The sequence below is a fragment of the Blautia sp. MSK.18.38 genome, from assembly GCF_024460535.1.
GTDB classification, from domain to species: Bacteria; Bacillota; Clostridia; order Lachnospirales; family Lachnospiraceae; genus Blautia_A; species Blautia_A fusiformis.
The window spans coordinates 102916-125452 of sequence record NZ_JANFYP010000009.1 but is presented as its reverse complement, the minus strand read 5'-3'; the positions used below and the strand labels follow the sequence as shown (position 1 = coordinate 125452).

Here is a 22537-nt window from a genome sequence, read left to right as displayed (position 1 = left end):
GACGGATATGTATTTATGAACTAATTGTTCTTTTTCAGTATACTACATCAGGGAAAGGAGAACAAGTGTTTCTTTTATACTATAGAGATTTTTTTAAGCAGATATGCTCAGATGTGCAATTCATCTCACCATCTGAAGAGGTGGGAGAATTCTTGCTACATTTGTTAAAAATTTTTCAGTGCAGCCCGAAGAATTGCTTCTACATCATCTGCCGGCACATCTTCCGGTACCTTTCGTACTGCACGAAGGGCATCTGCAGAACTGTATCCTAATGCGACAAGCGCCTCCACCGCTTCCTGACGACTATCCCTCAGATCAGATGCTCCCTCAGCTGCTTCTTCCTGCTGATGCGCCAGTTTCATCTCAAAAGCATCTTCCAGCTTCAGCTTGTCTTTCAGCTCCAGGATCATTTTCTGGGCTGTCTTTTTCCCGATTCCAGGGGCCTTGGAGATTGTTTTTACATCATCGGAAAGCACTGCAAAACGAAGCTCGTCTGCACTGATCCCGGAAAGGATACCCAGAGCGCCTTTAGGTCCGACTCCGTTGACACCGATCAGAAGCTTGAACATGCCAAGATCATCCTTCGAAAAAAAACCATATAGCTGTAGAATATCCTCCCGCACATAGAGAAAGGTATGGATCTTCTTTTCATCGCCTATCCGTGCTTTCCCAAGATCCTGTCCTGTCATATAAATCTCATAACCAATTCCGCCATTTTCCACAACCAGACAATTTTCACCGATATCTGCTACGGTACCTTTTACAAAAGAAATCAAATCTCAAGGCTCCTTCCCTGAAACAGCTGAACATCTGTTTCCCATATGAACGCAATAGTAACATAATTTTCAAAAAAAATCAACCCGGAATACAATCTCCGGGTTGATCCTGTATACAAGCCTGTGATTCCTCTCGCTGTTTTCTATCACTGATTAAGGAAATCCTGATCCTCAAAATAATTGATCCGCATAGAAGAACGGACATCATGAAGCGTTGCGGCAGCTTTTTCTCTGGCAACCTCTGTACCGGCTTTCAGGATATCGAACACATCTTCGGTTCGCTGCTCCCACATTTTCCTTCTTTCACGGATCGGTCCAAGCTCTGCCTGCATAACATTATTCAGGAACTTCTTGACTTTCACATCACCAAGGCCACCTCTCTGATAGTGAGCCTTAAGTTCATCCAGATTCTGATACTCTGGCAGAAATTCAGCAAAATGTTCCGGGCGGCTGAAGGCATCCAGATAGATAAATACCGGATTTCCCTCTACACGACCAGGATCCTGAACACGAAGATGATTCGGATCTGTAAACATGGACATGATCTTTTTCTTCACAACATCTTCTTCATCAGACAGATAGATGCAGTTTCCGAGAGACTTACTCATCTTAGCCTTTCCGTCAATTCCCGGAAGACGTAAGCATGCTTTATTGGAAGAAAGAACAATTTCCGGATCTGTCAGTGTGTCACCATAAACGGTATTGAATTTATGGACGATCTCCTTGCACTGCTCAAGCATCGGAAGCTGATCTTCACCTACCGGTACATGTGTTGCGCGGAAAGCAGTAATATCCGCAGCCTGACTGATCGGATAGCAGAAAAAGCCTACTGGGATGCTGGCTTCAAAATTACGCATCTTAATCTCGGATTTAACGGTAGGATTACGCTGTACTCGTGCTACCGTAACCAGATTCATATAATAAAAGGTAAGTTCTGTCAGCTCCGGAACCATGGACTGAATAAAAATATTGGATTTCTCCGGATCAAGCCCGCATGCCAGATAGTCCAGAGCAACCTGAAGAATGTTATGACGTACTTTCTCCGGATGCTCTGCATTATCTGTAAGTGCCTGGGCATCTGCGATCATAATATAAATCTCATCATATAAGCCGGAATTCTGCAGCTTCACACGCTCTGCCAGAGATCCAACATAATGACCTACATGAAGGCGCCCCGTCGGACGGTCGCCAGTTAAAATAATCTTACTCATGAATTTCGTTCTCCTTGAAGTATACTGAATATTTATATCCTATTATAGCCCCTTGAAATTCACCGGTCAAATATTTTTAACCGGAAACTGCAATTTTTCATCGAAATATAACCAAAAGCTTGTACGTATTTATTTATGCATTATCGGGCACAACATGCTTTATTCCAAAAAAGAACTGCCACGTCACTCGGAAAACTTCTGTGACAGGCAGTCCTTTTTGTTTTACAGAATCACATGTCTTGGGCAAACTTCCTTACATTTACCGCAGCCTGTACACTTATCGTAATCGATGTGTGCACAGAAATCGGTAACTGTGATCGCCTCGGACGGACAATTCTTCTCACATTTTTTACAGCCGATACAGCCAAGCTCGCAGGCAACTGTAACTGCCTTACCTTTTGCGTGGGAGCTGCAGGCTACACGTGTCTGTTTGTCATATGGTACCAGCTCGATCAGGTGACGCGGACATTTGGCAACACATTTGCCACAGGCTTTACATGCTTCCTGATCTACGACCGCAATACCATTCACTATATGGATCGCATCAAATGGACATGCCTTTACACAGCTTCCGAAGCCCATACATCCAAATGTACAGTTTTTTGCACCGCTGCCAGGGATGAAAGCCATCATCTCGCAGTCTTCCACACCTGTGTACTCATATTTCACAGTCGTCTTATCACAGGTTCCCGCACATTTTACAAAAGCAACCTGACGTGCGGTTTCTTTTACTTCCTGTCCCATGATCGCGCCAATCTTGGCTGCAACAGGAGCACCGCCAACCGGACACTGATCTACAGGAGCTTCTCCCTTTGCAATTGCGGCAGCGAGTCCGGAACATCCCGGATATCCACAACCACCACAGTTATTTCCTGGAAGAACGCCGAGAATGGCTTCTTCCTTTTCATCTACCTTAACGGTTAATTTCTTGTCTGCAAGTCCGAGGAAGATACCAATGAATAAACCAGTACCGCCGACAATGACTGCAGCCATAATAATTCCTGTTATACTCATGCTCTTCTTCCTCCTATACGATTCCGGAGAATCCAAAGAATGCAATAGCCATCAGTGCTGCCGTAAGCAGAACGATCGGCATACCCTGGAAGGATTCCGGAATATCGTTGTATTCCATTTTTTCACGGATTCCCGCAAGTAATACAATTGCGATCAGGTAACCTACACCTGTGGCAAATCCGTTGACAACACTTTCAAGAATGCTGTATTCATATTTAACATTGTTCAGTGCTACACCAAGAACTGCACAGTTTGTTGTGATCAGAGGGAGGTATACACCAAGTGCCTTGTAAAGGGATGGTACAAATTTCTTGAGAAACATTTCTACGATCTGTACCAGTGCCGCGATAACCAGGATAAATACAATCGTTTTCAGATACTCAAAATGGGTCGGTACCAGGATGAATTTATAAAGCAGTCCTGCAACAAAAGATGCAATAGTAATAACGAATACAACCGCACCACCCATGCCGGCTGCGGTTTCTGTTTTCTTGGAAACTCCAAGGAAAGAACAGATTCCCAGGAACTGACTCAATACAACGTTACTGCAAAGCGCAGAACCAATTGCGATCAACATCAAGCTTGCCATTTTCTATTCCCCCTTTTTATTCTTTGTCGGAAGGACATCCGCCGCAGGTCGCACAATTGGAGCCACAGCCGGACTGGATCTTGGAAACATCTTTGCCCTTCTTTGCCATGTTGATCTTTACTTTGTTCTGGATCGCTGCAAGTCCGGCAAGAACCAGAAATGCTCCAGGTGCAAGGATAAAGATAGTGATCGGGGTATAGCCGGCAGCACCGGTAGCTGCATCAGCAACCGGAATGATCTGTGCTCCGAAAGCCTTTCCGGAACCAAGGATCTCTCTTACAAGACCAATGGCAACCAGGCCCACTGTAAAGCCAAGACCCATTCCAAGTCCGTCAAAGATAGACGGAAGGACAGGGTTCTTGGAAGCATAACTCTCTGCACGTCCCAGAATGATACAGTTAACAACGATCAGTGGAATGTAAATTCCAAGTGACTCATAAAGAGAAGGAGTAAAGCCCTCCATCAGAAACTGTACGATAGTTACAAACGATGCTACAACTACGATAAAGGCCGGCATTCTGACAGAATCCGGGATAACCTTACGCAACATGGAGATGAGCATGTTTGACATAACCAGAACTACGGTTGTGGAAAGTCCCATACCAATACCATTGATCGCAGAAGTCGTTACCGCAAGGGTAGGACACATACCAAGCATCAGGACGAAAATCGGATTTTCGGTTATAATGCCGTTTTTTAATCTTTCACCACAATTATTCATATTCAACTACCCTCCTAAAATGCGTTTTTGCAATAGCCGATAGCTGTATTGACTGCACCGGTAAAAGCTCTGGATGTGATGGTCGCACCACTGATAGCATCAATAGGCTCACCTTCGCCGCCGTCCTTGGATACATAGAATTTATCGGTATTCTTTCCAACATACTGTTCCTGGAACTTCGCTTCTGTAGCACGCATTCCAAGTCCGGCAGTCTCACTGATGGAAAGAATGGAAACGCCGCTGACGGTACCGTCTTTTGTTACACCAACTGTGATCTGGATATCACCGCCGTAACCCTCTTTATCGGTTACAGTTACCACATAGCCTTCATCTGCTGCTTCACAGACTTCATCTACGGTTGCTTTGATTCCAAGATCTGCAACTGTTTTATCTGCTGCTTCCTTGTCTACATCTACAGCTTTAAAATCTTCCAGGCTTACATCACTGAATACAGTCTGCCATGCTTCTTTTTTTGCCTGTTCCTCGGTTCTTGCAATGGGTTCTTTGGTAACTTCGTAAACCAGTCCAAGGCCAAGGCCGGCAACTACTGTAATGATCGTAAGGATCAATGTATTTCTGATAATCTTACCCATTATTTCTTGCCTCCTTTTCCAAAAGCAACCGGTTTTGTTACTTTTTCAATAAGCGGAACCAGAAGATTGCAGAAAATGATCGCATAGGAAACGCCCTCTGCGGAACCACCAAAGAGACGGAATACCGCTGTCACGATACCGAGGCAGCAGCCATATACCAGCTGACCTTTCGGAGTGATCGGAGTCGTCACATAATCGGTTGCCATAAACCAGGCACCAAGCATCAGACCGCCTCCAAAGATATGACTGAAAAGATAGTTTACGTCAAAGCCTTTGCCTGTTCCCAACATATAGAAAATGACAAATACTGCAAAACTTCCAATATATGTAAGAGGTACCTTCAGATCGATGATCTTAAATGCGAGAAGGATCACTGCACCGATGAGGATCGCCAGGGCAGAAGTCTCACCGATGGTACCCTGGATATTACCAAGGAAGAGATTCTTTACAGGAATAGAAGTCCCCTCAATGAATCCCTGGCTTTTAAGCGCTGCCAGAGGTGTTGCCTGTGTAACCGCATCTACAACAGCATGGGAGCTTTTGGAAACTGCAAAGTTAGTCATTTTTCCGGCAAAAGAGATCATAAGGAAACATCTTCCTGCAAGAGCCGGGTTCATAAAGTTCTGTCCAAGTCCACCGAACAGCTGTTTTACAACAATGATCGCAAAAGCACTGCCAAGGATCGGCATCCAGATCGGGATCTGGGGCGGCATGTTCAGTGCAAGCAGAAGTCCTGTTACAACTGCACTGAAATCAGTAGTTGTATTCTTTTTATGCATCAGTCGGTCATACAGCCATTCAAAAAACACACTGGATGCAACCGTCGCCAGCACTACAAGGAGTGCATGCACTCCAAAGTTCCAGATACCGAAAAGTGTTGTCGGCAGAAGTGCGATCACTACCAGCTGCATAATACGGCTGGTGGTCATTTTATCCCTGATATGGGGATTAGATGATACGTTATACATTTGTTCCATTGTTATTCCTCCCCCTATTTCTTTTTCTTGCGCTCTGCAAGAACCATTTTTCTCATAGATTTAATACTCTGAGTCAGAGGTCGTTTGGCCGGACAGATGTAACTGCAGCAGCCGCACTCGCAGCATTCCATACCATCCATTTTTTCGAAGCCTGCCATATCACCGTGTTCTGCAAGAGTTGCAAGGCGGGCCGGAACCACATGGCCCGGACAGACGCTTACACAACGTCCGCAATTGATACATGCAGTCTGGATCTGCTTCGCCTCGGAAACTGCGTCACGCTCCAGGAAAAGCAGGGAAGAAGTTGTCTTCGTACATGGAATATGAAGATCATACAGCGCAAATCCCATCATCGGTCCGCCGGAGATTGCTTTTGCGATCTTTTCCTTCAGTCCGCCTGCAGCATCTACCAGTTCAGACAGATCTGTGCCTGTAAGAACGGAAAAGTTCTTCGGTGTGCGGATTCCGTCTCCGGTAACCGTTACATTACGGCTGATGACCGGCTGTCCGAGGATCACTGCCTTATAAACAGAAGTAACAGTCTCTACGTTATCAACCACGCATCCTACGTCTGCCGGAAGCATAGTGGAATTGATCTCTCTGCCTGTTACCGCATAGATCAGTGTACGCTCACCACCCTGAGGGTATTTGGTCTTAAGCTCTTTTACTTCCATACGCTCTTTGCCTTTGATGGCTTCTTTCATCCTGGCAATACAATCCGGTTTGTTATCCTCGATGCAGATACATCCCACTGCCTTCGGGAAAGCTTTCAGGATTACTTCCAGACCACCAACAATACTTTCCGGTTCTTCCATCATCCTTCGGTAGTCACTGGTGATATAAGGCTCACATTCCGCACCGTTGACCAGGATATGATCGATCTTGTCGGGTTCCTTTGGTGAGAGCTTTACATGTGTCGGGAAACCTGCACCACCCTGACCAACAACTCCGCCTTCCTGAATCCTTTTCAGGATATCCTCCTTGGAAAGATCCGAAAGCTTTGCAGGTGCATATTCCACAGATTCGTACAGACCGTCATTCTCAATGATGATCGCATCACCCATGGCGCCTACTGCGGTCAGACGTTTCTCGATTCCCTTTACGGTTCCTGATACAGACGAGTGTATCGGTGCGGAAACAAATCCTCCTGCTTCTGCGATTTTCTGTCCTGCAAGCACATGATCACCTTTTTTTACGATCGGCTTGGCCGGAGCTCCGATGTGCTGAGAAACAAGAATTGCCAGATCTCCCTTCGGCAGATACTTCTCGACAGGACAGTTTTTTGACAAATCTTTGCCGTCATAAGGATGGATACCACCCCTGAAGGTTAAAAATGCCATAGATCTCATCTCCTCCTTTATTTTTGCAAGTACATGTACATGGTATTTCTGCGTTGCGCATATACTCTTTTTTAAAGTTGATTCTGTGTTTCTGATTTTCCTTTTCTTATTTCATCCAAGACAAACAAGATCTATTTCGCTCCCATAAATCATTTCGCGAAACATTACCAGCGAACAGTAACAAAGTAGCTTCTGCTTTGAGCAGGATATGTATGAAAGATTGAATCCAGACACGATCCTGTGATATACTTCAGTAGAAGATATTCACCAGCTCATAAAAAGCTGTAAATGAATAACTAATTTATGAAGCGATAATAGTCATTTTTTCACTGTCAATCCCTACATAAATCCAGTACCATTTCCTGTTTTTTATCATCAACTCTACTAATAACTATAACTCATTTCACTTTAAATTGCACTATTGAAAAGCAATTTTTTTGTGTATAATCAGATACAATCCATAAAGGAGAAAATTAACATGATCGTTAAAAAAATGCCGATTTTACAAGGGTTTCCAGACTTTAAGACTGTTAAAAAATTGACTAAAAATCATGGATTTTCAGAGCGTTTTGTACCGCTTTTCTATGATATTGAAACTACAGGACTATCACGAAATTCCACTTTTCTGTATCTGATCGGTGCTGTAGCCTACGAAGAAAACAACTGGCAGATGTACCAGTGGATGATTGAAAACGAAGAGGAAGAACCTGAACTTCTGAAAACATTTTCTGAATTCCTTCAGAATTTTTCATGTACGATCCAATATAACGGTGACAGCTTTGACCAGCCTTATCTGGATGCACGATATCAGATCCACGGACTGCCTTCCCCTTTTGCAAAGCTGCCTTCTCTGGACCTTTACCGGGAACTAAAGCCGCTCAAGGGACTTCTGAAGCTTTCACGGATGAATCAGCCTTCTATGGAATCATTTCTCGGTATCACTGAACGGAACTACTGTGATGGAGGTGCCTGCATCCGTCTTTACAAACAATTCGCTTCCGGAAAGAAACCGGAAGCGTCAGAGATCGTTATGGGGCATAACCGGGAAGATCTTCTGGGACTTGGAAAAATTTTCTCAATGCTGTCCTATCTTGCTCTTTTCAATGAAGATTACGAAGCACTAAATTGTGAAATTCAAGACGATCAATTGGCCTTTACCATTAAAACTAATTACGATCTGCCTGTTAAATTTTCAAATCATAGTGAAGAAATCTACATAATTGGACAGAATAACTGTGTCCGTCTTCTTGTAAAGTCTCAAAATGGACGTTTAAAGCAATACTACTCCAATTATAAGGATTACGATTACATCCCTTCCGAAGACACTGCCATACCAAAAGCCTTAAGTGCCTGCATGGACAAAAAGCTCCGAAGACCTGCCAAAAGGGAAACCTGTTACACCTGGTTCCCTGTAACAGAAGCTTTTCTGCATGATCCTTTAAAACAGAAAACCTATCTGAAACACTGCCTGCCATATTATCTTTCTGTTCTTAAATAATATCTCTCTGTTACGCAATTCCAATCAAAAAAAGGCCGTCACAATTAAATGTGACGGCCTCTGAAATTCAAAATATTCAACTGCTGTACAGCTTCTGAGAAATTACTCCTCTGTCTGCTCTGCAGAATTATCCTCGAGTGCTTTCATGCTGAGGCTGATCTTTCTGTCTTCGCCATTGAAATCAACAACCTTAGCCTCGATCTCCTGACCGATGGAAAGTACATCAGATGGTTTCGCAACGTGCTCTCTGGAGATCTGAGATACATGAAGAAGAGCATCTACTCCAGGTGCAAGCTCAACAAATGCACCGAAATCTGTCATACGTGCAACTTTGCCCTTTACTACGTTTCCTACTGCGAAGTCCTCAGCAGCTGTAAGCCATGGGTTCTCCTCCGGGAATTTAAGGGAAAGTGCGATCTTGTCTCCGTTGATATCTTTGATAAGAACTGTAACTTTATCACCTACATTGAATACCTTCTTCGGGTTCTCTACTCTGCCCCAGGACATCTCAGAGATGTGAAGAAGTCCGTCTGCTCCGCCGAGGTCGATGAATGCACCGAAATCTGTAACATTCTTAACAACACCCTCAACTTTATCGCCTACGTTGATCTTAGCAAGAAGCTCTTTCTGTTTCTCAGCTTTCTCAGCAAGAAGAAGCTGTTTGCGGTTACCGATGATACGGCGTCTTCTTGGGTTGAACTCTGTGATAACGAACTCGATCTCCTGATCTGCATATTTGGAAAGATCTTTCTCATATGTGTCAGATACAAGGCTTGCAGGAATGAATACTCTTGCTTCCTCAACATTGACACAAAGACCACCGTCAAGTACCTGTGTTACAGGAGCCTTCAGAACCTCCTGGTTCTCGAATGCCTCCTCAAGACGTTTGTTGCCTTTCTCTGCAGCAAGACGTTTGTAGGTAAGTGTAACCTGTCCCTCTCCGTCGTTTACTTTGAGAACCTTTGCTTCCATGGTATCGCCAGGTTTAACAACGTCTGTAAGCACAACGCTTGAATCGTTTGTGTACTCGTTCTTTGTGATGATACCGTCTGCTTTATAGCCGATATTCAGGATGATCTCATCATCTTTAACATCGATGACGGTACCCTGTACGATCTCTCCATTTCTGATTGTTTTTACGGAATCTTCCAGCATCTGTTCAAAACTTAACTCTGACATGTTCTTGAACCTCCTCAATAATTTTCTTTGGGGTGGAAGCCCCTGCTGTAATACCTACACAACTACTGCATTGGAACATTTCAGAATCCAAGTCTACAGGTGTTTGTATATAGTAAGTATTTCCACATTCCTTTTTACATATTTCAAACAGCTTTTGAGTATTGGAGCTATGTCGGCCACCTACGACCAGCATAGTGTCTACCTCTCCGGCTATCGCTTTAGCTTCTTTCTGCCGTTCTTCGGTAGCATTACAAATAGTGTTTAAAATATTTAAAATATTTAAAACATTATTATCATAACTCTTTTTGCGGAGAATTTCAACTAATTCTTGAAATTTGTTGTAATTAAATGTCGTCTGGGACACTACACATACTTCTTTTTCCGGAGAAATATTGAATTTCTCAGCATCCTCAGCATTTCTGATCACTGTATATGGTCCCTGACACCATCCGCAGATCCCCTGTACTTCCGGATGGCCCGGATCACCGATGATCACAATATGGGCACCTCTGGAGCTTTCTCTCTCAACGATCTTGTGGATCTTCAGCACAAAAGGACAGGTAACATCTACATATCCGAGACCATATTTTTTGATCGTGTTATAAACTCTGCGGCCTACTCCATGGGAACGGATCACAACAGTGCCGCCCTTCAGGCTGCCAAGATCCTTCTCACAGATCACAGCCACACCTTTTTTTTCGAGATCTGAGACAACCTCCTCATTATGGATGATCGGGCCCAGTGTGTAGATCGGTGCTGCATCGGAACCGATCAGCTCATAAACACGGTCAACTGCTCTTTGTACGCCGAAACAGAAGCCGGCAGTTTCTGCAACTTTTACGTTCATCCATTCACCCTTTTTCTGTATACGGAAAGGATACTCGCAACCACTTCGTCAATTCCCATCTCAGATGAATCAACAAGAACAGCATCCTCTGCTTTTTTAAGCGGAGAAACCGCGCGGTTCATATCTCTCTCATCTCTGTCAACAATATCTTTCAGGATCTCATCCATATCGCAGGCTTCACCCTTCTCTGTAAGCTCCAGGTATCGTCTGCTGGCACGGGTCTTTGCACTTGCAGTCAGAAAGATCTTCACTTCCGCATTGGGAAGAATGGTGGTTCCGATATCTCTTCCGTCCATAACTACATTATTCTCGGCTGCAAGATTGCGCTGCAGCTTCAGAAGATGTGCACGCACCTCCGGATTTGCAGAGCTTACAGATGCCATATTTCCTACCTCTTCCTTACGGAGGAACGCAGTTACATTCTTTCCGTTCAGGATCACCTGCTGCTCACCGTTCTCATAACGGATAGAGATATCCGCATCGTGACAGGCTTCAGAGATTTTTTCGTCACCGCTGATCCCTTTTTCCAGAAGATAAAGTGCCATAGCACGATACATTGCCCCTGTATCTACATAAATAAAGGACAGCTCCTTTGCCACTTTTTTTGCAATTGTGCTTTTTCCTGCACCTGCCGGTCCGTCAATTGCAATATTAATACCCATAATCGTTGCTCCTTCCTCTTTTCTGTTATTCTATCGCCTGAGCTGCCGCATACGCTGTAGACCATGCGATCTGAAGATTATAGCCACCGGTCACTGCATCCAGATCCAGTACTTCACCTGTAAAATACAGATTTTTTATTTTTTTGGATTCCATTGTGGATGGCTGTATCTCTTTTACTGACACACCGCCTCTTGTGATGATTGCTTCCTTAAACTCTCCCATTCCCGTGATCGTAAACGGAAAAGCCTTGATCAGACGGCCAAAAGCCTGACGCTCTTCCCTGGAGATCTCATGTACCGGTTTTTCCCCGGGGATACCGCCAATTTCGATCATGATCGGAGTCAGAGAAGACGGAAAAAGAACACCGATCACATTTTTAAACTGCTTGTTATGATTTGCATCAAATTCACGCAGGATTCGGGCGTCAAGCTGTTCTGCATCAAGCGCCGGCTTCAGATCCAGGAAAGCCTCCAAAGGCTCCTTTTCCAGCTTTTTGCCGATCTGGGCACTGGCGGAAAGGATCAGCGGTCCTGTCACTCCGAAATGAGTAAACATCATCTCGCCGAAATCTTTATAGAGAACTTTTTTGCCGGATTTTACTGTAAGCTCCACATTCCGAAGGGAAAGGCCCTGAAGTTTGGAAACATAATCTTCTTTTGCCACCAGTGGTACCAGTGATGGTGACTGGGAAACAACTTTATGTCCCGTTTCAGCAGCAAAACGATATCCATCTCCTGTGGAACCTGTGGACGGGTAGGAAAGCCCTCCTGTGGCAACTACCACAGTATCCGCTTCAAAAAAGGTACCGTCCGAAAGTAATGCACCGGTAACTTTTTCATCCTGTGTACAAACTTCCTTTACCTCTGTATGAAGATGGATCTGCGCTCCGGCTTTTTTCAGTTCCCGCTCAAGCGCACGGATAATATCTGATGAATGATCCGATACCGGAAAAACCCGGTTTCCACGCTCTGTTTTCAGCGGCACTCCTGCCTCCTCAAAAAATTCCATCACATCTCTGCTTCCATAGGTGTAGAAAGCACTGTAAAGAAATTTGCGGTTTGACATCACTGCCGGAAAAAGTTCTTCGGTATCGGAATCATTGGTGACGTTGCACCGTCCCTTTCCGGTGATGAAAAGCTTTTTTCCGAGTTTCTCATTTTTTTCCAGTATGTGAACCTGGTGTCCTCTGCGCGCAGCATATACACCGCAGAGCATTCCGGCGGCACCGCCGCCTATGATCGCAACTTTGGACATTACCTGTTATCCTGCCTTTTTTATCTTTTTTATGCACAAAGGAGCCTGCATACAGCAAGCTCCTTTTCCTGTTTTGAAATGCATCTGCATTTCTATGTGTGCTTTATACCGGGTATGCGCCGTTCTTGGTATCTGCTACAGTCTCATCAACTTTTGTCTTCTGAGCCTGGCGATATTTAAAGAAGTCCATGGCAACCTGCGGGAACAGTGCATATGTGAGAACATCCTCATCCTGCTCCTTGTACTGTGCCATCTCGCTCTCAAGCTTATCAAGCTCATCCTCCAGAAGATCTGCCGGACGGCATGTGATCGGTTCAATATCTCCGATACATTTTTTCTGTACTTCCGGATTGAACGGTCTGGCTGTTGCGCCATACTTACCACTTAACACGTCTTTTGTCTCTTTTGTGACAACCTTGTAACGCTCGCCCATGATCACGTTAAATACAGCCTGTGTACCAACGATCTGAGAGGACGGTGTAACAAGCGGTGGCTCACCAAGGTCTTTACGTACACGCGGAACTTCCTCAAGTACTTCGTAGAATTTATCCTCGGCATGCTGCTCTTTCAGCTGTGATGTCAGGTTGGAAAGCATTCCGCCTGGTACCTGATACAGAAGAGTCTTGATGTTTACACCAAGGTTCTTCGGATTGAGAAGACCTGTATCAAGAGCCTCATCACGCATCGGGCGGAAGTAGTCAGCGATCTCAGCGAGAAGCTGCTGATCAAATCCTGTATCATATGGTGTTCCCTTGAAGGTCTCAACCATAACCTCTGTTGCCGGCTGGGATGTTCCAAGAGCAAACGGAGACATTGCTGTGTCGATGATATCAACACCTGCCTCTACTGCCTTCATATATGTCATGGAAGCAACACCGGATGTATAGTGAGAATGAAGATCGATCGGGATCTTAACAGTCTCTTTGAGAGCCTGAACAAGCTCTGTAGCTTTGTACGGAACAAGAAGTCCTGCCATATCTTTGATACAGATGGAATCTGCACCCATATCCTCGATACGTTTTGCAAGATCTGTCCAGTAATCAAGTGTGTAAGCATCACCAAGTGTGTAAGCCATTGCAACCTGTGCATGTGCTTTCTCCTTGTTTGCTGCTTTTACAGCTGTCTGAAGGTTACGAAGGTCATTCATACAGTCAAAGATACGGATGATATCGATACCGTTAGCTGCGGATTTCTGTACAAAATACTCTACTACATCATCTGCATATGGACGATATCCAAGGATGTTCTGTCCACGGAACAGCATCTGAAGCTTTGTGTTTTTGAAACCGTCACGAAGTTTACGAAGTCTTTCCCACGGATCCTCTTTCAGGAAACGTAAGGAAGCATCGAAAGTAGCACCGCCCCAGCACTCTACTGCATAGTAGCCGACTTTGTCAAGCTTCTCAATGATCGGAAGCATCTGCTCTGTGCTCATACGTGTAGCGATCAGGGACTGATGAGCGTCACGCAGGATCGTTTCCACAACTTTCACAGGTTTTTTCTCTATTTCTGCCATAATTATTCTCCTTACAAATTTTTATAAGACAATGGGTTAGACACCAAAGATCGCCATGAATGTACCGGCAGCAACCGCTGTACCGATAACACCAGCAACGTTCGGTCCCATCGCATGCATCAGCAGGAAGTTTGTAGGATCTGCCTCAGCACCAACCTTCTGGGATACACGGGCTGCCATAGGAACGGCAGAAACACCGGCTGATCCGATCAGAGGATTGATCTTTCCGTGAGTAACCTTGCAGAGAAGCTTACCAAGCATAACACCACCAAAAGTACCGCAGGCAAAGGCAACAAGACCAAGAACTACGATCTTCAGTGTATCTACGTTCAGGAACGCCTCAGCACTTGTGGAAGCACCTACAGATGTTCCGAGAAGGATTACTACGATGTACATAAGAGCGTTGGAAGCTGTTTCAGAAAGCTGTTTAACAACTCCGGACTCACGGAACAGGTTTCCGAGCATCAGCATACCAACAAGGGGAGCTGTTGTCGGAAGGATCAGGCAAACAACGATTGTGATAACGATCGGGAAAAGGATCTTCTCAAGTTTTGTAACAGGACGGAGCTGCGCCATTTTGATCTTACGCTCTTTCTCTGTTGTGAATGCCTTCATGATCGGAGGCTGGATGATCGGTACCAGGGACATATAGGAATATGCTGCCACTGCGATCGGTCCCATAAGAGAAGACTGTCCAAGCTTACCTGCAAGGAAAATGGAAGTCGGGCCGTCAGCACCACCAATGATAGAGATCGCTGCTGCTGCTTTACCATTAAATCCAAGGAAAATTGCAAGGAAGTATGCAAGGTAAATACCAAGCTGTGCAGCTGCTCCCATCAGGAAGCTGATCGGGTTTGCGATCAGCGGACCGAAGTCTGTCATCGCACCGACACCCAGGAAGATCAGTGAAGGAAGAATACTCCACTCATCCATTAAGTAAAAATAATGAAGAAGTCCGCCAACGCCATTGGATGAATCCTCAATGCTCAGCATAATGTCCGGATAAATATTTACCAGAAGCATACCAAAAGCGATCGGAACCAACAGCAGCGGCTCAAAACCATGTTTAATGGCAAGATATAAGAACACACATGCCACTGCGATCATCAGGTAGTTTCCCCAGGTAAGGTTGAAAAATGCTGTCTGATGGATCAGGTTTGACAGGGTATTTGTTACATAAGACATTTGTCTACCTCCTGTTTAGTTCATTGTTGCAAGAGTATCTCCATTTTCAACGGCAGCACCCTCTGCAACATCGATGCTGGCGATTGTTCCGTCCTGAGGAGCAACAACCGGGATCTCCATCTTCATGGACTCAACGATCACTACGCTGTCACCAGCTTTTACGCTCTGTCCAACAGATGCAACGATTTTTACAACTTTTCCAGGAACGGCTGCGGAAACTTTAACAGAACCTGCGCCTGCTGCCGGAGCTGCTGCCTTAGGAGCTGCTGCCGGAGCTGCCTTAGGAGCCGGAGCTGCTGCTTTTGGTGCTGCTGCAACTGGAGCTGCTGCGTTTCCGTTCTCTTCTACAGTAACTTCATATGCTGTTCCGTTAACAGTAATTGTATAACTCTTCATTTTAAAATCCTCCTAAATAATGATTATCTTTTTCTGCGGTTGACTTTGCGGATGGAACGTACTACGAATCCGTCTGTGCTTGTTTTGCCTTCAGAAGCAGCGATAGCTGCAGCGATCACGGCAATAAGCTCACCATCATCTGTCACATTCTCAACAGCAGGCTCAGCAACTGGTGCTGCAACCGGAGCCGGTGCTGCGGCTGCCGGAGCCGGTTTGCTCTCTTTTTTCTTTCCTTCCACAAGTCCGGGAATATATTTGAAAAGAGAGATCACGAAGATCAGGAATACCAGGATCACAAATACTGTTCCGAGACCCATCACTGTATTCATCGCTGCCTTCTCCATGTTCTGTGCCAGTGTATAATTCACATCAACTGTAAGAGAAGTCGGGGTTCCTGATTTATCAAATACATAAGTGAAATTCGCTTTGTTTTTCTCGAAGGATACCGGAACAACAACGGTATACTGATCATCGGAATACTCCACTGTGATATCTTTCTCATCAATATCACCTTTTTTCTCACCAAGCTCTTCTCTGGAGCCGTCCCATGCACTTGCAGCACTCTGTGTGAAAGCATCCTCTGATTCCAGATATCCCTGGATATCATCCTCGGACATTGCGATGATCGCATCCGTCAGGCCCTTGGTTGTTGTGACAAGCTGACTCTTTACAGAATCGTCAATCTCATCAGCAGCCCATGCAGTAGCTGTGCATCCGATCAGAAGTGCAGCTACGCAAAGAAGTGCCATGCAGACAGAAGAGATCTTTTTATAAAACTGTCTCATACGCTCACCTCACTTAGACTGTTCCATGCTTTTTGGATGGACGGTCTTCCCTTTTTGTGAACAGCATCTCAAAAGCACCGATTACATATTTTCTTGTATCTTCTGCTTTGATCACAGTATCCACATATCCTCTTGCTGCTGCAGATGCGATACCGTTCTGGAGTTCTTTGTACTCAGTTGCCTTCTCATTCAGTGTAGAAGCGTCAGCTCCCTCATACATGATCTTTGCTGCAAGGGAAGCATCCATCATACCGATCTCAGCTGTATCCCATGCATAAACCATATCTGCTCCGACAGATTTGCTGTTCATGGCAACGTATGCAGTTCCGTATGCTTTACCAATTACAACATTTACCTTCGGTACAGTCGCAGATGCAAAAGCATGTACCATCTCACCTACAGATTTAGCCATCATCTTCTCATTGCAGAGTGTAGCTTTAAATCCTGTTACATTAGTAAGAGTAAGTACCGGAATCTCAAAAGCATCACAGAATTTTACGAAGTCTGCTGCTTTTCTTGCACCTCTTGCAGAAAGAGTTCCGTCGGAAATCTCTGTCTTATTGCCATCAGCATCGTAAGATTCGCTTCTGTTTGCAACAGCGCCAACGGTAGCTCCGTTCAGACGAAGGAAGCCTGTTACGACATCCTGGCCGTAAGCTGCCTTTGTTTCAAAAAACTCACCATTATCAGCGATTCTTGAAAGCGCAATAGCTGTGTCGCCTGTGCAGCCTGCAATATCATCACATACTCTGTTCAGGTCATCTGTGCATTCCTTGAAGCTGTCATTATCTTCATTATTCTCCGGAAGCATGCTGACCAGTGTACGGATCTGTCCAAGAATCTCCTCTTCTGTTCCGATGCCGTCAACAAGTCCTGTCTCCTCACTCTGGAACTGTGCGGAAGCTGAATCGCATTTTTCCACTCTGTTTCCTTCCAGTGCATTTGGAGTGTTTACAAACAGTCTGCCCTTCTTCTCCTCTACAAATGTAAAGTCTGTAAGAGCCGGTACAACTGCCATTCCACCGCCGCATGTTCCGAAAACAGCAGTGATCTGTGGAATAACACCGGATGCCAGTGTCTGTTTCAGATAGATCTCACCAAATGCCTCAAGTGCATCGGTAGCCTCCTGAAGACGAAGTCCCGCACAGTCTACAAGACCGATAACAGGTGCTCCAACTTTCAGAGCGAGATCATAAATTTTGGCGATCTTTTTGGCATGCATCTCACCAACTGTTCCGTTCAGTACAGATGCATCCTGGCTGTATACATACACCAGACTGCCGTCAATCACACCATATCCGGTGATCACACCGTCTGAAGGTGCTTTTTTTTCAGTCATGTTGAAATCTGTAGCTCTGGCTGTGACAGCCTGTCCGATCTCAACAAAACTGTTGGCGTCAAGCAGGGAATCGATCCTTGCAGCCGCTACGCTTTGTGTCGCATTACTCATTATACTATGCCCTCCATTTTTTTATTAATATAACCAAAAATTCAGCCGAGTATAATTGTACCTTTTTTTTGCAGAAAATTCAATACTTTTCGTCACGAACGTTAAAAAATTAACCCCTGACATATGCCAGGGGTCGCTAAATTAATGGAAATAATCCTTAAATACTTTATCCACATACCATTTATAGGTAATTCTGTCGATTTTGTCATCGGCGGTTGCAAGGCAGGAAAGGAGTTCTTTTCCGTTGAGCTTTGCATGGAGTGTACCGATCTTCTGGTTTTTCTGTATTGGTGCCGGTAGCTTATCCGGAAGCTCCGTTTCCCATGTGATCGTTTCTGTTTTTTTCAGAAGATATCTTTTCTCACGATCTTTTTCAGAAAGTACTGCGTGTATTTTCAGCATAACCTGTTTGGGAGGATATCCGGAACGATCGGACTTTTGCGGATATGGATCTTCTTTTCCCGGTGCTGCTTCTGTTACCGGGATCTCAGGCAGCTGCGGAAGCTCCGGCAGCATCACATACTGATAATTTTCCCTGCCATAGGAAAGGAGCTTCTTAGTATCGCTCCATTTATAATTTTTATTTCCGGGCCATCCGCATCCCAGAAGAGCCACGATAAATAATCGCTCGTCCTGTCGGACTGCGCAGACATAACAATATCCGGCATTTCCTGTAAATCCTGTTTTTCCGGAGATCACTCCTGTTTCCATATCCAGGAAAGCATTGGTATTATGTACCGAATAATGCTTTTTTCCTGAGATATCCGTGAAAGTATAATCTCTAGTCTGGGTAATATGGACAAATGTTGCATTTTTTATTGCATACGCCATGATCAAGGCAAGATCCCGGGCTGTTGTATGATGGATACCGCCTTCATCTTCTCCATCCAGACCATTGGGTGTAACAAAATGTGTGTCCTTACATCCCAGCTCTTTTGCTTTTTCATTCATCTTCTCTGCAAAACCTTCTACGGAGCCACCGATATGTTCCGCGATGGCCACTGCGGAATCATTATGGCTTTTCAGCATCAGTGAATAGAGAAGATCCTCCAGATAAAACTGCTGGCCTTCCCGCATGCCAAGACGTGTCTGTGGCTGAGATGCCGCATTCCCGGAAACCTGTACGTAATCATCTCCCTTTGCCAGCTCCAGAGCAAGAATACAGGTCATTACCTTTGTGGTGCTGGCATTCGGCCGTCCTTTGTATGCTTCTTTTCCGTACAGCACACGGCCGTTCTCCCCATCCATAAGAACTGCAGAAAGTGCATATAGATTTTCGTCATCTGCCGCCTTTACCGGAAAGATCTGACAAATAATAAGGACCGCTGTCATCAGCACGACAGCGGCCGTACACCGTTTGCTCATAATGCATCACCCCGTACACGGTTCATATAACTGTTTACAGTAACTGTTATATTTAATTTTATGCGGGGATAGCATCCGGATATCACTTGTATCTGTTGTCTGCCGGGATCGATCATCCGTTAAAGGTCAGGTCCCATCTGTCAGAAAGATGCCCTGGCCTGACTGCCAGTGCAGCAAGCTCTTCCAGCATATCCGGTGCCTTGGCAAGTGCCTCTTCCATCAGACTGTCCAGCTTAAGAAGCTCCTCCTTACAGTCGATCTCCGGCTCCGGGCTCATAAAAAATTCGGTAATAAACGCAGATATCTTTTTTCCTGCGGGGGAAAGGGCATGTTCCGAAAGGCGTCTCTTCCTTCCTCCATCATCACATACCAAAATACAGGTGAATATCTTCATCATTTTCAATGACAGATAAATGTTCCAGGTACGGATCGCCGGCAATACCTGGTGGATCGTCCATGCACTGAGAAAACTGGCACGGATCCCATGAGACGGATAAAAACGCAATGGATCTTTGCCGGTTTCATACATCAGCATACGATCAAATTCCTTCTCAAAGAGCGTATGTGAGACTTTCCCCTCGGCAGCTACCTGATTGACGTAAGGATGACAGGTAGAATCCAGGATATAATGACATCCGAACCCCAGCAGATAAGCCATCAGTGCAGGATTTTTTTCCTCCCGGACCTTCGCCATGCCCTTTTCAAAGAATTCTCTTGCTTTCCTTCCATGCATCTGCACTCCGTACTGTGTCACCGGATTTTTGGATATAAAATAATAAAACAGGATATCCGGACCATGCTGTCCGATCCGGTACAGATTTCCGTTGCTTCGGATCAGATGCTGTAATTTTGCGGAAAGTTTCCGGTAAACCCTTTTTCCAAAAAGATCATGTGCGTATGTTGTGGGCATTTTCGTCACTCCTCTTCTGTTTTCTGATCTGTCCGGCAGGTCCCGTAAACCGGCATCTGTCCGTGTTATTTGTTATACGTCCAGCTTCAGCTGGATCTCTTCCTCTGCTTCCGCCTTGAAATCCTCCAGCTGGACCGGATCCATTTCCGGAAGGTCTTCCAGCCCCTGGACACCAAAGCAGCGCAGAAATTCTTCAGTGGTTCCCAGGAGGATCGGGCGACCCGGAGCATCCAGACGTCCAAGTTCTCTCACCAGATCATAATCCATCAGCTTATTGATGGCATGATCACATTTTACCCCTCGGATCTTTTCGATCTCTGCTTTTGTAACGGGCTGTTTGTAGGCAATGATCGAAAGGGTTTCAAGCATAACGTCTGTCAGCGTGGGTTTCTTTGGCTGCGCTGCGATCCGGATAAGAGAATCATAGTATTCTTTTTTTGTACAAAGCTGAAAGGAGTTTTCGAGCTCTATGATCTGGATCCCCCGCTCTTCTTCCTGATAACGGATCATCATATTTCGGATGATATTTTCCGTTGTTGTCGGATCCTGACGGATCGCTCTGGCAATACGGGGTAATTCCACTGCTTCTCCCATTGCAAACAGGATGGCTTCGATTTCTCCTTCAATTCGTTTGATTTCCACTTATTGTCCTCATTCCTACTATATTATTCATCTGCGAACTCTGTCAGATTCTTCCATGTGTCCGGATCCGTGATAACTTCCACATGAATATCATCAAAAAGATCTTCCTGTTCTGCATGAACATGTCCCATTTTCATCAATTCCAGAATTGCCAGAAATGTCACGATCAGCTGTATTTTGGAATGCTGGTTTTCCATCAGCCTGCGAAAGCTGAATTTTCGGTGAGTTTTTGCATATTCCTTCATTTCCAGCAATTTATCGGAAAGTGATATTTCCTCTTTTTCGATCCTTCCGAATTTACTTCGGATTGGGTCGATCTTATTTTCCTGTCTGCGGATCAAAGCCTGATAGATCGCACTCATCCGCTCCAGTGTCAGACCCCGGAGAAGTTCCTGGGGATCAGACGGTGGAGTATACTGCAGCACTTCTTCCGGAAGATCCTGTTTTCGGTAATAAACCCCTGCCGCATCTCCAAGCCTGTCCCGTAATTCATAGGACATATATTTGTACATTTTATATTCCAGCAGCTTCTGCACAAGCTCTGCTCTGGGGTCCTCCTCTTCTCCTTCCTCATTCACTTCTTTCGGAAGAAGCATTTTACATTTGATATCCAGAAGAGTGGCTGCCATGACAAGAAATTCACTCATGATCCCCAGATCTTCTTTTTCCATGGAATGCAGATATTCCATATACTGATCTGTGATCTCCACAATAGGAATATCATAGATATCGATCTTGTTTTTGTCGATCAGGTGAAGCAGAAGATCCAGAGGGCCTTCAAATACATTCAGCTTAACAGATAATGCCATAGGGTTTCCTCATTTCATTTTTTCGGAAGGTTTTATATCGATCACCAGCAGTTCCCTTGGATTATGGATCCGAAGGGGGATGGTATGTTCTCCAAGTCCAGCACTGACGATCATATGCTGATCCCCTTTGTGAAAGTCTCCACAGCAAAACGGTGGAAGGAACAGATATTGAGGAGATGAAAGGCCGTAATGTTCACTGAGGCGGACAACGCCTCCGTGATAGTGTCCGGACAGGATCAGATCCGCGCCCCATTCAAAATAGGTTTTTCCGTATTTTGGATTATGTGCCAGCAGGATCTGCATCCCTTTATCTTCAGGTTTTCCGATCAGTTCTTCCATCACTTCTTTTTTCAGCTTCGGTGATCTCGGCTTGTGATAATATTCGATGGGAAGCTCCAGGCCCCAGAAACAGAAACGCTCTCCCTTCAGGACCATAGCTTCATGTCCGTTCCTTAAAATATGCACACCAGCTTTTTTCAGTGCCTTTTCATATTTCGCATAATATGGCCGATATTCTTCGGAAAGGAACATTTTATATTCATGATTACCAAGTGCATAATACACGGGAAAATCCCCTGCAAGCTCTGTCAGCAGCTTACATGCAGTTACCAGAGTATCCGTTTCTGTACGTACAGCCATGTCGCCGGCAGAAAGTATCACGTCCGGAGCAAGCTTTCGGATCGTCTCTGTCAGCCGTATATTGTCTTTTCCGTAGGATATTCCGTGAAGATCCGCAAGAAGGATCATCCGCACGCCCTGTGGAGCATGGATCTTGTCCATATGGATCTCATATTGTTTGATTCTGAATTTTTTCATA

At 45.0% G+C, this 22537-nt stretch carries 23 protein-coding genes; 1 reads left to right on the top strand and 22 read right to left on the bottom strand.

Annotated elements, in window-relative coordinates:
- Positions 1-164: 164 nt before the first annotated feature.
- The 8 genes from ruvA to rsxC form a co-directional block, all read right to left on the bottom strand.
- Complete coding sequence (gene ruvA / locus NE638_RS07760) at positions 165-776, bottom strand: Holliday junction branch migration protein RuvA (RefSeq protein ID WP_022426699.1); 612 nt, start codon at positions 774-776, stop codon at positions 165-167.
- 146 nt (positions 777-922) lie between these two features.
- Positions 923-1987: a tryptophan--tRNA ligase gene (gene trpS / locus NE638_RS07755; protein ID WP_015524886.1), complete on the bottom strand. Its 1065-nt coding sequence runs from the start codon at positions 1985-1987 to the stop codon at positions 923-925.
- Positions 1988-2209: 222 nt separating this feature from the next.
- Positions 2210-3001 (bottom strand): RnfABCDGE type electron transport complex subunit B, encoded by a 792-nt coding sequence (locus tag NE638_RS07750; protein WP_110102321.1) that lies wholly within the window; start codon positions 2999-3001, stop codon positions 2210-2212.
- Positions 3002-3014: 13 nt separating this feature from the next.
- The gene (locus NE638_RS07745; protein ID WP_015524884.1) at positions 3015-3590 is read right to left on the bottom strand and encodes an electron transport complex protein RnfA; all 576 of its coding nucleotides are present in this window, start codon (positions 3588-3590) and stop codon (positions 3015-3017) included.
- 16 nt (positions 3591-3606) lie between these two features.
- Positions 3607-4311 carry an electron transport complex subunit RsxE gene (gene rsxE / locus NE638_RS07740; RefSeq protein WP_015524883.1) on the bottom strand — a complete coding sequence of 235 codons (705 nt, stop codon included), beginning with the start codon at positions 4309-4311 and terminating at the stop codon, positions 3607-3609.
- Between the two features lie 14 nt (positions 4312-4325).
- Positions 4326-4904: an RnfABCDGE type electron transport complex subunit G gene (locus tag NE638_RS07735; protein ID WP_015524882.1), complete on the bottom strand. Its 579-nt coding sequence runs from the start codon at positions 4902-4904 to the stop codon at positions 4326-4328.
- Positions 4904-5881, bottom strand: coding sequence for an RnfABCDGE type electron transport complex subunit D (locus tag NE638_RS07730; RefSeq protein WP_021650508.1), 978 nt, complete (start codon positions 5879-5881; stop codon positions 4904-4906). The genes NE638_RS07735 and NE638_RS07730 overlap by 1 nt, the downstream gene beginning before the upstream one ends.
- A 14-nt stretch (positions 5882-5895) precedes the next feature.
- Positions 5896-7221: an electron transport complex subunit RsxC gene (gene rsxC, locus NE638_RS07725; protein ID WP_021650509.1), complete on the bottom strand. Its 1326-nt coding sequence runs from the start codon at positions 7219-7221 to the stop codon at positions 5896-5898.
- A 478-nt stretch (positions 7222-7699) separates the two neighbouring features.
- Here rsxC and NE638_RS07720 point away from each other — a divergent pair, with 478 nt between their 5' ends.
- A complete protein-coding gene (locus NE638_RS07720) occupies positions 7700-8719 on the top strand; it encodes a ribonuclease H-like domain-containing protein (protein WP_173745985.1) in 1020 nt (339 codons plus the stop codon).
- Positions 8720-8821: 102 nt separating this feature from the next.
- On the opposite strand, the gene rpsA is transcribed toward NE638_RS07720, so the two are convergent.
- The 14 genes from rpsA to NE638_RS07650 form a co-directional block, all read right to left on the bottom strand.
- Positions 8822-9898, bottom strand: coding sequence for a 30S ribosomal protein S1 (gene rpsA / locus NE638_RS07715; protein ID WP_015524876.1), 1077 nt, complete (start codon positions 9896-9898; stop codon positions 8822-8824).
- Complete coding sequence (ispH, locus tag NE638_RS07710) at positions 9879-10745, bottom strand: 4-hydroxy-3-methylbut-2-enyl diphosphate reductase (protein WP_138277486.1); 867 nt, start codon at positions 10743-10745, stop codon at positions 9879-9881. The genes rpsA and ispH overlap by 20 nt, the downstream gene beginning before the upstream one ends.
- Positions 10742-11407, bottom strand: a complete 666-nt coding sequence (cmk, locus tag NE638_RS07705; RefSeq protein ID WP_173745984.1) for a (d)CMP kinase — start codon at positions 11405-11407, stop codon at positions 10742-10744. Before cmk ends, ispH begins: the two co-directional genes overlap by 4 nt.
- A gap of 25 nt (positions 11408-11432) precedes the next feature.
- Positions 11433-12662: an NAD(P)/FAD-dependent oxidoreductase gene (locus NE638_RS07700; protein WP_173745983.1), complete on the bottom strand. Its 1230-nt coding sequence runs from the start codon at positions 12660-12662 to the stop codon at positions 11433-11435.
- A 103-nt stretch (positions 12663-12765) separates the two neighbouring features.
- Positions 12766-14178, bottom strand: a complete 1413-nt coding sequence (locus tag NE638_RS07695; RefSeq protein ID WP_015524872.1) for an oxaloacetate decarboxylase subunit alpha — start codon at positions 14176-14178, stop codon at positions 12766-12768.
- Positions 14179-14214: 36 nt separating this feature from the next.
- Entirely contained in the window at positions 14215-15363 is a 1149-nt protein-coding gene (locus tag NE638_RS07690; protein WP_015524871.1) for a sodium ion-translocating decarboxylase subunit beta, read from the bottom strand.
- Between the two features lie 15 nt (positions 15364-15378).
- Entirely contained in the window at positions 15379-15759 is a 381-nt protein-coding gene (locus NE638_RS07685; RefSeq protein ID WP_015524870.1) for a biotin/lipoyl-containing protein, read from the bottom strand.
- Between the two features lie 23 nt (positions 15760-15782).
- Positions 15783-16544: an OadG family transporter subunit gene (locus tag NE638_RS07680; protein WP_173745982.1), complete on the bottom strand. Its 762-nt coding sequence runs from the start codon at positions 16542-16544 to the stop codon at positions 15783-15785.
- 13 nt (positions 16545-16557) lie between these two features.
- Positions 16558-17994: an acyl-CoA carboxylase subunit beta gene (locus NE638_RS07675; protein WP_173745981.1), complete on the bottom strand. Its 1437-nt coding sequence runs from the start codon at positions 17992-17994 to the stop codon at positions 16558-16560.
- Positions 17995-18135: 141 nt separating this feature from the next.
- On the bottom strand, positions 18136-19359 hold the full coding sequence (locus NE638_RS07670) for a D-alanyl-D-alanine carboxypeptidase family protein (RefSeq protein WP_173745980.1): 1224 nt from the start codon (positions 19357-19359) through the stop codon (positions 18136-18138).
- Between the two features lie 112 nt (positions 19360-19471).
- Entirely contained in the window at positions 19472-20269 is a 798-nt protein-coding gene (locus NE638_RS07665) for a zinc dependent phospholipase C family protein (RefSeq protein WP_059085668.1), read from the bottom strand.
- 72 nt (positions 20270-20341) lie between these two features.
- On the bottom strand, positions 20342-20911 hold the full coding sequence (gene scpB / locus NE638_RS07660) for an SMC-Scp complex subunit ScpB (RefSeq protein WP_022426764.1): 570 nt from the start codon (positions 20909-20911) through the stop codon (positions 20342-20344).
- A gap of 23 nt (positions 20912-20934) precedes the next feature.
- Positions 20935-21720, bottom strand: a complete 786-nt coding sequence (locus NE638_RS07655) for a segregation and condensation protein A (protein WP_059085667.1) — start codon at positions 21718-21720, stop codon at positions 20935-20937.
- 9 nt (positions 21721-21729) lie between these two features.
- Positions 21730-22536, bottom strand: a complete 807-nt coding sequence (locus NE638_RS07650; RefSeq protein WP_059085666.1) for a metallophosphoesterase — start codon at positions 22534-22536, stop codon at positions 21730-21732.
- Position 22537 lies beyond the last annotated feature (1 nt).

Bases quoted from the DNA above. Each gene is read 5' to 3' on its own strand.
- NE638_RS07745 (WP_015524884.1), bottom strand. From the start codon at position 3,590: ATGGCAAGCTTGATGTTGATCGCAATTGGTTCTGCGCTTTGCAGTAAC.
- NE638_RS07730 (WP_021650508.1), bottom strand. From the start codon at position 5,881: ATGGAACAAATGTATAACGTATCATCTAATCCCCATATCAGGGATAAA.
- NE638_RS07675 (WP_173745981.1), bottom strand. From the start codon at position 17,994: ATGAGTAATGCGACACAAAGCGTAGCGGCTGCAAGGATCGATTCCCTG.
- rpsA (WP_015524876.1), bottom strand. From the start codon at position 9,898: ATGTCAGAGTTAAGTTTTGAACAGATGCTGGAAGATTCCGTAAAAACA.
- NE638_RS07720 (WP_173745985.1), top strand. From the start codon at position 7,700: ATGATCGTTAAAAAAATGCCGATTTTACAAGGGTTTCCAGACTTTAAG.
- NE638_RS07750 (WP_110102321.1), bottom strand. From the start codon at position 3,001: ATGAGTATAACAGGAATTATTATGGCTGCAGTCATTGTCGGCGGTACT.
- trpS (WP_015524886.1), bottom strand. From the start codon at position 1,987: ATGAGTAAGATTATTTTAACTGGCGACCGTCCGACGGGGCGCCTTCAT.
- rsxE (WP_015524883.1), bottom strand. From the start codon at position 4,311: ATGAATAATTGTGGTGAAAGATTAAAAAACGGCATTATAACCGAAAAT.
- NE638_RS07685 (WP_015524870.1), bottom strand. From the start codon at position 15,759: ATGAAGAGTTATACAATTACTGTTAACGGAACAGCATATGAAGTTACT.
- NE638_RS07695 (WP_015524872.1), bottom strand. From the start codon at position 14,178: ATGGCAGAAATAGAGAAAAAACCTGTGAAAGTTGTGGAAACGATCCTG.
- NE638_RS07650 (WP_059085666.1), bottom strand. From the start codon at position 22,536: ATGAAAAAATTCAGAATCAAACAATATGAGATCCATATGGACAAGATC.
- NE638_RS07665 (WP_059085668.1), bottom strand. From the start codon at position 20,269: ATGCCCACAACATACGCACATGATCTTTTTGGAAAAAGGGTTTACCGG.
- ispH (WP_138277486.1), bottom strand. From the start codon at position 10,745: ATGAACGTAAAAGTTGCAGAAACTGCCGGCTTCTGTTTCGGCGTACAA.
- NE638_RS07655 (WP_059085667.1), bottom strand. From the start codon at position 21,720: ATGGCATTATCTGTTAAGCTGAATGTATTTGAAGGCCCTCTGGATCTT.
- rsxC (WP_021650509.1), bottom strand. From the start codon at position 7,221: ATGGCATTTTTAACCTTCAGGGGTGGTATCCATCCTTATGACGGCAAA.
- NE638_RS07690 (WP_015524871.1), bottom strand. From the start codon at position 15,363: ATGTCTTATGTAACAAATACCCTGTCAAACCTGATCCATCAGACAGCA.
- NE638_RS07680 (WP_173745982.1), bottom strand. From the start codon at position 16,544: ATGAGACAGTTTTATAAAAAGATCTCTTCTGTCTGCATGGCACTTCTT.
- NE638_RS07670 (WP_173745980.1), bottom strand. From the start codon at position 19,359: ATGAGCAAACGGTGTACGGCCGCTGTCGTGCTGATGACAGCGGTCCTT.
- cmk (WP_173745984.1), bottom strand. From the start codon at position 11,407: ATGGGTATTAATATTGCAATTGACGGACCGGCAGGTGCAGGAAAAAGC.
- NE638_RS07735 (WP_015524882.1), bottom strand. From the start codon at position 4,904: ATGGGTAAGATTATCAGAAATACATTGATCCTTACGATCATTACAGTA.
- NE638_RS07700 (WP_173745983.1), bottom strand. From the start codon at position 12,662: ATGTCCAAAGTTGCGATCATAGGCGGCGGTGCCGCCGGAATGCTCTGC.